Origin of the sequence: Citrobacter sp. Cf125, from assembly GCF_030333935.1 — a bacterium.
GTDB lineage: Bacteria > Pseudomonadota > Gammaproteobacteria > Enterobacterales > Enterobacteriaceae > Citrobacter > Citrobacter freundii.
Map to the genome: position 1 here is coordinate 78,301 of NZ_JAOWEY010000015.1, position 7,118 is coordinate 85,418.

Consider the following 7,118-nt stretch of genomic DNA (forward strand, 5'->3'; position numbering starts at 1 on the left):
GTGACTCCTTAAGCCGTTTTCAGGCTGCCAACCGGGCGGGCAGGCTCAACCTGGGGATAATACGGTTCGTTATGGCGCGCCTTATCACGCAGACCAGCCGGAACTTCATACAGCGCTCCGAGGTGCTGATATTGCTGGGCCATATCGAGATACTTCGCGCTGCCGAGCGTATCCAGCCAGCGGAACGCGCCGCCGTGGAACGGAGGGAAGCCCAGGCCATACACCAGCGCCATATCGGCTTCTGCCGGGCTGGCGATAATGCCTTCTTCCAGGCACCGTACCACTTCGTTGACCATCGGGATCATCATGCGAGCGATAATCTCTTCATCACTGAATTCGCGTTTCGGCTGGCTGACTTCTGCCAGCAGATCATCAACGGTGGCATCCTCTTCTTTTTTCGGCTTGCCCTTGTTGTCTTCTTTATAACGCCAGAATCCAAGACCGTTTTTCTGTCCGAAACGGTTTGCATCAAACAGGGCGTCTATCGCGTCGCGATAATCTTTCTGCATACGCTGAGGGAAGCCTGCGGACATCACTGCCTGCGCGTGATGTGCGGTATCAATTCCCACCACGTCCAGCAGATAAGCCGGGCCCATCGGCCAGCCAAACTGTTTTTCCATGACTTTATCGACTTTGCGGAAATCCGCCCCATCGCGCAGCAGCTGGCTAAAACCGGCAAAATACGGGAACAGCACGCGGTTCACGAAGAAACCGGGGCAGTCGTTGACCACAATTGGCGTTTTGCCCATCTGGCTTGCCCATGCGACAACTTTGGCGATGGTTTCATCCGAGCTTTTCTCGCCGCGAATGATCTCAACCAGTGGCATGCGGTGTACTGGGTTAAAGAAGTGCATCCCACAGAAGTTTTCCGGGCGCTTGAGCGCGCTAGCCAGCTCGTTGATTGGGATGGTAGAGGTATTCGACGCCAGTACGGTGTCCGGGCGAACCTGATCTTCGGTTTCCGCCAGTACCGCTTTTTTCACTTTCGGGTTTTCCACGACCGCTTCAACCACCACGTCCACACGCTCAAAACCGCTATAGTCGAGGGTTGGATGAATAGTGGAAATCACGCCCGCCATTTTCAGACCGTCAATTTTGCCGCGCTCAAGCTGTTTGTTCAGCAGTTTGGCCGCTTCGGTCATGCCCAGCGTTAATGATTTGTCGTTGATATCTTTCATGACAACCGGCACGCCTTTCCAGGCTGACTGGTAAGCGATGCCGCCGCCCATAATGCCTGCACCCAGCACTGCCGCTTGCTTTGGTGCTTCAATATTTTTGGTGAGCTTTTTGGCTTTGGCTTTCACGAACTGATCGTTAAGGAAGATCCCAACCAGCGCGCGAGCTTCACTGGTGTGCGCCAGTGGCACAAAGCTTTTATTTTCCAGATTCAGCGCTTCTTCACGGCCAAAACGAGCCGCTGCTTCAATGGTTTTTACCGCGGTAATCGGTGCGGGATAATGCTTACCTGCCGTCTGCGCCACCATGCCTTTGGCGATGGTAAAGCTCATAGCAGCTTCAATTTTGCTGAGTTTCAACGGCTCCAGCTTAGGCTGACGTTTGGCTTTCCAGTCGAGGTCGCCGTTAATCGCCTGACGTAATACCGCGATCGCGCCATCAAGCAGTTTGTCTTGCTTCACTACGCCATCGACCAGACCGATTTTTAGCGCCTGCTCAGCACCAACATCTTTACCTGCCGCAATAATTTCCAGCGCGCTGTCCGCACCCAGCATACGTGGCATACGCACAGAGCCGCCAAAGCCCGGCATAATGCCCAGCTTGGTTTCTGGCAGGCCAATGCGCAGGTCCGGCGTTGCCAGACGATAATCGGTTGCCAGGACACACTCGCAGCCACCGCCCAACGCATAGCCATTTACCGCTGAGAGGGTCGGAACAGGTAGATCTTCGAGGCGGTTAAAGACGCTGTTGGCAAAATGCAGCCACTGGCTCAGTTGCTCTTCAGGCACGAGGAACAGTGAAAGGAATTCGGTGATATCGGCACCAACAATAAAGGCTGCTTTGTTAGAGCGCAGCAGCAGCCCTTTTAAATTCGGTTGTTTTTCCAGCACATCAAGCGCATGGCCCAGGCTGGCAACGGTGGCCGTGTCGAGTTTATTGACCGAACCAGGGGCATCGAACACCAGTTCGGCGATGCCATCTTCCAGCCAGTCGAGGTACAGGGTGTCGCCTTTGTAAAGCATGTCAGTCTCCTGAATCCGCAAGGTGATCTGGTCATACCAGATGAATCGAAGTGTGTGTTTTATGTTAATAAAATGCAAATGAATGATTAAAGAAATGACGATTCGATCACGCTCGGCAGAAATCACGCACTCACATAGCGATGTGCTAAGATGCGGAGACTTGAGGTCAAAAAAACAGAAGGATAGAAAATGGAATCACTGGCCGCACTCTATAAAAATCATATCGTTACCTTACAAGAACGGACGCGCGACGCGCTGGAGCGCTTCAAGCTGGATGCGTTACTTATTCACTCAGGCGAACTTGTTAACGTCTTTCTCGACGATCATCCGTACCCGTTTAAGGTCAATCCGCAATTCAAAGCCTGGGTGCCTGTCACGCAGGTTCCTAACTGCTGGTTGCTGGTGGATGGCGTAAACAAGCCGAAACTGTGGTTCTACCTGCCGGTCGATTACTGGCACAACGTTGAGCCGCTGCCGACCTCTTTCTGGACGGAAGAAATCGAGATCATCGCGCTGCCGAAAGCGGATGGTATCGGTAGCCAACTGCCTGCTGCTCGCGGCAATATCGGTTACATTGGCCCGGTTCCGGAACGTGCCCTGCAACTGGACATCGCGGCCAGCAACATCAACCCGAAAGGGGTGATTGACTACCTGCATTATTACCGTGCCTATAAAACGGACTACGAACTGGCCTGTATGCGCGAAGCGCAGAAAATGGCGGTAAATGGACACCGTGCAGCAGAAGAAGCGTTCCGTTCCGGAATGAGCGAGTTTGACATCAACCTCGCTTACCTGACTGCCACCGGTCACCGCGACACCGACGTGCCATACAGCAACATCGTGGCGCTTAACGAGCATGCTTCGGTTCTTCATTACACCAAGCTGGATCATCAGGCGCCGTCTGAAATCCGCAGCTTCTTGCTCGACGCTGGCGCGGAATACAACGGCTATGCGGCAGACCTGACGCGTACCTGGTCGGCGAAAAGCGACAACGACTATGCGCATCTGGTGAAAGACGTTAACGACGAAGAGCTGGCGCTGATTGCCACCATGAAAGCAGGTGCCAGCTACGTGGATTACCACATTCAGTTCCATCAGCGCATCGCGAAGCTGCTGCGTAAGCATCAAATCATCACCGATATGAGTGAAGAGGCGATGGTAGAAAATGATCTTACTGGGCCGTTTATGCCACACGGCATTGGTCACCAGTTGGGCCTGCAGGTACATGATGTCGCTGGCTTTATGCAGGATGACAGTGGTACCCATCTGGCCGCGCCGTCGAAGTATCCTTACCTGCGTTGCACCCGCGTATTGCAACCGGGCATGGTTCTGACCATCGAACCGGGCATTTACTTCATTGAATCTCTGCTGGCGCCGTGGCGTGAAGGGCAGTTCAGCAAACACTTCAACTGGCAGAAAATTGAAGCCCTGAAACCGTTCGGCGGTATTCGTATTGAAGACAACGTGGTGGTCCACGAAAACAATATCGAAAACATGACTCGGGATTTGAAACTGGCGTAATGGACAGTTGGTTAATCCCTGCGGGGCCGGTTAGCGTCGTTGAAGAGATCAAAAAAAGCCGCTTCATTACGCTGCTCGCCCATACGGACGGCGTAGAAGCGGCAAAAGCGTTTGTTGAATCAGTCAAAGCGGAACACCCGGACGCCCGCCACCATTGCGTGGCGTGGGTGGCGGGTGCGCCCAATGACTCGCAGCAGCTAGGATTTTCAGACGATGGCGAACCGGCGGGTACGGCAGGTAAACCGATGCTCGCACAGCTGATGGGGAGCGGTGTCGGTGAGATTACCGCTGTAGTCGTGCGCTACTACGGCGGTATCCTTCTCGGTACTGGAGGATTGGTAAAAGCCTACGGCGGCGGTGTGAATCAGGCGTTGCGCCAGTTAACGACACAGCGCAAGACGCCATTAACCGAATATACTTTGCAGTGTGAGTACGGTCAGCTGGCAGGCATTGAAGCTTTGCTGGGGCAGTTTGACGGTAAAGTCGTTGCCAGTGATTACCAGGCTTTTGTTCGACTCAGGGTGGCGCTTCCTTTTGCCAAAGTGGATGAGTTTTCGGCAAAACTGGCGGATTTTAGTCGTGGTTCATTGCAATTGTTAGCGATTGAAGAATAATCCCCACCTCATTTTAAAGAACTAAGGAAGCGGCAGAGATGCATTTTCGCGCCATCACCCGAATCGTTGGACTACTGGTCATCTTATTCTCGGGGACAATGATTATCCCTGGACTGGTAGCGCTCATATACCGTGACGGGGCAGGGCGTGCATTCACCCAAACTTTCTTCGTTGCTTTGGCGATCGGCTCCATGCTGTGGTGGCCAAACCGTAAAGAGAAGGGCGAGCTGAAATCGCGCGAAGGATTTCTGATTGTCGTTTTGTTCTGGACCGTTCTGGGCAGCGTGGGTGCGCTACCGTTCATCTTTGCGGAAAGCCCCAACCTGACGATAACCGACGCTTTTTTTGAATCCTTTTCCGGATTGACCACCACCGGTGCAACGACGCTGGTGGGGCTGGATTCATTGCCACACGCGATTCTCTTTTATCGCCAGATGCTGCAATGGTTCGGCGGGATGGGGATCATCGTGCTGGCGGTGGCTATTCTGCCTATTCTTGGCGTGGGTGGGATGCAGCTCTATCGGGCAGAAATGCCGGGGCCGCTGAAAGATAATAAGATGCGCCCGCGTATTGCCGAAACGGCGAAAACGCTGTGGCTTATCTATGTATTACTGACGGTGGCGTGCGCGCTGGCGCTATGGTTTGCCGGGATGCCCGCGTTTGACGCCATTGGGCACAGTTTTGCCACGATTGCCATCGGTGGTTTTTCCACACACGATGCCAGCGTGGGGTATTTCGACAGTCCCACGATTAATACGATTATTGCTATCTTCTTGCTGATCTCCGGTTGTAACTACGGTCTGCACTTCTCTTTATTAAGCGGGCGTAGTCTGAAGGTTTACTGGCGCGATCCGGAATTCCGCATGTTCATCGGCGTGCAGTTGACGCTGGTGGCTGTCTGTACGTTGGTGCTGTGGATACACAATACCTATGGCTCGGCGCTCACGACGATTAACCAGGCCTTTTTCCAGGTGGTATCGATGGCGACGACTGCCGGATTTACCACGGACAGTATTGCCCGCTGGCCGCTGTTCCTGCCGGTGCTGCTGCTGTGTTCTGCTTTTATCGGCGGCTGTGCCGGGTCGACGGGGGGGGGCTTGAAGGTGATTCGTATCCTGCTGCTGTTTAAGCAAGGCAACCGCGAATTGAAACGACTGGTTCATCCGAATGCGGTTTACAGTATCAAACTGGGTAACCGTGCGTTGCCGGAGCGAATTCTTGAAGCCGTATGGGGATTCTTCTCTGCCTATGCGTTGGTCTTTATTATCAGTATGCTGGCGATTATTGCGACCGGCGTTGATGACTTCTCCGCGTTTGCCTCTGTTGTGGCAACGTTGAATAACCTGGGGCCTGGACTGGGGGTTGTTGCCGACAATTTTGCCAGTATGAACCCTGTGGCGAAGTGGATCCTGATTGCCAATATGCTGTTTGGTCGTCTGGAGGTCTTTACTCTGCTGGTGCTCTTTACCCCTACCTTCTGGCGTGAATAATGGAGTAACACGTGAAAACACTGATTCTTTTTTCTTCCCGGGACGGACAAACGCGTGAAATCGCTGAATATCTGGCTTCTGAACTCAAAGAGCTGGGCGTTTGGGCAGATGTTGTTAATTTGCATCGTACCGCGGAGCCGGACTGGCAAAATTATGACAGCGTGGTGATTGGCGCCTCGATTCGCTATGGTCATTACCATGCTGCTTTTCAGGAGTTTGTGAAAAAGCATGCCACACGGCTGAATTCGATGCCGAGTGCGTTCTACTCCGTAAACCTCGTTGCCCGTAAACCGGAGAAACGTACGCCGCAAACCAACAGCTATGCGCGTAAGTTCCTGATGAGTTCGCCGTGGCGACCAGATCACAGTGCAGTCATTGCGGGTGCTTTGCTGTATCCCCGCTATCGCTGGTATGACCGAGTTATGATCCAACTGATAATGAAGATGTCAGGCGGTGAAACGGATACGAATAAAGAAGTGGTGTATACCGATTGGGAACAGGTTGCGAGATTCGCGCGGGAAATAGCCCAATTAACCAACAAAACGTCGTTAAAATAAACGTAAAGAATAAAAAATACGCACTCGGAAGATTATTTTAAATTTCCCCTTGTCAGCCTGAAATAACTCCCTATAATGCGCCTCCACTGACACGGAACAACGGATTACAAGCCGCCGGGTCAGCGGGGTTCCACTGAGAACTCCGGCGAAGAAAGCGAAATTAAATGCTTGACTTCGCAGCGGGATGGCGTAATATGCACACCCCGCGCCGCTGAGAAAAAGCGAAGCGGCACTGCTCTTTAACAATTTATCAGACAATCTGTGTGGGCACTCGAAGATACGGATTCTTAACGTCGCAAGACGAAAAATGAATACCAAGTCTCTGAGTGAACATACGTAATTCATTACGAAGTTTAATTCACGAGCATCAAACTTAAATTGAAGAGTTTGATCATGGCTCAGATTGAACGCTGGCGGCAGGCCTAACACATGCAAGTCGAACGGTAGCACAGAGGAGCTTGCTCCTTGGGTGACGAGTGGCGGACGGGTGAGTAATGTCTGGGAAACTGCCCGATGGAGGGGGATAACTACTGGAAACGGTAGCTAATACCGCATAACGTCGCAAGACCAAAGAGGGGGACCTTCGGGCCTCTTGCCATCGGATGTGCCCAGATGGGATTAGCTAGTAGGTGGGGTAACGGCTCACCTAGGCGACGATCCCTAGCTGGTCTGAGAGGATGACCAGCCACACTGGAACTGAGACACGGTCCAGACTCCTACGGGAGGCAGCAGTGGGGA

The 7,118-nt window shown here is 52.9% G+C and carries 5 protein-coding genes and 1 rRNA gene; 5 read left to right on the forward strand and 1 reads right to left on the reverse strand.

Annotated features, from left to right (window positions below; genetic code table 11):
- Positions 1-8: 8 nt before the first annotated feature.
- Complete coding sequence (gene fadB, locus OGV89_RS01145) at positions 9-2,198, reverse strand: fatty acid oxidation complex subunit alpha FadB (protein ID WP_003017855.1); 2,190 nt, start codon at positions 2,196-2,198, stop codon at positions 9-11.
- A gap of 189 nt (positions 2,199-2,387) precedes the next feature.
- Between fadB and pepQ the strand changes: the two genes are divergently transcribed.
- From pepQ to OGV89_RS01170, 5 genes are all read left to right on the forward strand, one after another.
- Positions 2,388-3,719: a Xaa-Pro dipeptidase gene (pepQ, locus tag OGV89_RS01150; protein WP_003844657.1), complete on the forward strand. Its 1,332-nt coding sequence runs from the start codon at positions 2,388-2,390 to the stop codon at positions 3,717-3,719.
- A complete protein-coding gene (locus OGV89_RS01155; RefSeq protein ID WP_003841252.1) occupies positions 3,719-4,333 on the forward strand; it encodes an IMPACT family protein in 615 nt (204 codons plus the stop codon). Before pepQ ends, OGV89_RS01155 begins: the two co-directional genes overlap by 1 nt.
- Before the next feature lie 38 nt (positions 4,334-4,371).
- Positions 4,372-5,823, forward strand: coding sequence for a Trk system potassium transporter TrkH (gene trkH / locus OGV89_RS01160; protein WP_003017848.1), 1,452 nt, complete (start codon positions 4,372-4,374; stop codon positions 5,821-5,823).
- Between the two features lie 11 nt (positions 5,824-5,834).
- A complete protein-coding gene (gene hemG / locus OGV89_RS01165; protein WP_003017846.1) occupies positions 5,835-6,380 on the forward strand; it encodes a menaquinone-dependent protoporphyrinogen IX dehydrogenase in 546 nt (181 codons plus the stop codon).
- A 375-nt stretch (positions 6,381-6,755) separates the two neighbouring features.
- Positions 6,756-7,118: ribosomal RNA gene (locus OGV89_RS01170) — 16S ribosomal RNA — on the forward strand; the annotation flags it as partial.

Coding starts and splice junctions, on each gene's coding strand:
- trkH (WP_003017848.1), top strand. CDS start 4,372: ATGCATTTTCGCGCCATCACCCGAATCGTTGGACTACTGGTCATCTTA.
- pepQ (WP_003844657.1), top strand. CDS start 2,388: ATGGAATCACTGGCCGCACTCTATAAAAATCATATCGTTACCTTACAA.
- OGV89_RS01155 (WP_003841252.1), top strand. CDS start 3,719: ATGGACAGTTGGTTAATCCCTGCGGGGCCGGTTAGCGTCGTTGAAGAG.
- fadB (WP_003017855.1), bottom strand. CDS start 2,198: ATGCTTTACAAAGGCGACACCCTGTACCTCGACTGGCTGGAAGATGGC.